The 912-nt window shown below is 62.2% G+C and carries 1 protein-coding gene; it reads left to right on the top strand.

What is annotated here, in order from left to right:
- Positions 1 to 910, top strand: a 910-nt coding sequence (locus MHA02_RS21865) for an IS481 family transposase (RefSeq protein ID WP_147082690.1), incomplete at its 5' end; no start/stop codon positions are given.
- Positions 911 to 912 lie beyond the last annotated feature (2 nt).

Genomic DNA, 912 nt, shown 5'->3' with positions numbered 1-912 from the left:
CGTCAGTCCAACCACAGTTCAGAAATGGCGTGGCCGGGAGACGGTCGCGGACGCCCGAATGGGACCGAAGGCGATCCGCTCCACCGTCCTGACGCTGGAGGAGGAGGCGATCATCGTCGCGTTCCGGCGACATACCCTCTTGCCGCTGGATGATTGCCTCTACGCGCTGCAGCCGACGATTCCCCACCTGCGCCGGTCGAGCCTGCATCGCTGCTTCCAGCGCCACGACATCGCCCGGTTGCCCGACACCGACGGTGACAAGCCCAAGCGTTCACGCTTCAAAGCCTACCCGATCGGCTACTTCCATATCGATATCGCCCAGGTCAGCACGGAAGAGGGTAAGCTCCAGTTGTTCGTAGCCATCGATCGCACGAGCAAGTTTGCTTTCGTTCAACTGCACGAGAGGGCCACACGACGGATCGCAGCAGAGTTCCTCCGTGCTCTGATCGCAGCCGTACCTTACACGGTCCACACGGTGCTGACCGACAACGGCACGCAGTTCGTCGACACCACGCCGGTCAGCGAGGAGGCCGAGGCCGAGGCCAAGGCGGAAGCATACTGGGCCGAACGCGACGAGCCGCGCCTCTATCGCTGGCATCCGTTCGACTGGGTCTGCAACCAGAACAAGGTCGAGCACCGAACGACCAAACCGCGCTGCCCGTGGACGAACGGTCAGGTCGAACGCATGAGCCGCACGATCAAGGACGCCACCGTCAAGCGCTACCACTACGGTAGTCACGACGCCCTGCGCCATCACCTGCAGCTCTTCGTCGACGCCTACAATTACGGACGCAGGCTCAAGACCCTGCGCGGCCTCACGCCCTACGAGTTCGTCTGCAAAACCTGGACTGAGCAACCCGCTCGGTTCAAAACAAATCCGTCACAGCACACCCTGGGACCGAACATCTAGTT

The organism is Methylobacterium haplocladii (assembly GCF_007992175.1).
GTDB classification, from domain to species: domain Bacteria; phylum Pseudomonadota; class Alphaproteobacteria; order Rhizobiales; family Beijerinckiaceae; genus Methylobacterium; species Methylobacterium haplocladii.
Note: the sequence above shows the minus strand (reverse complement) of the source record. Positions and strands in the feature narration are given on the sequence as shown.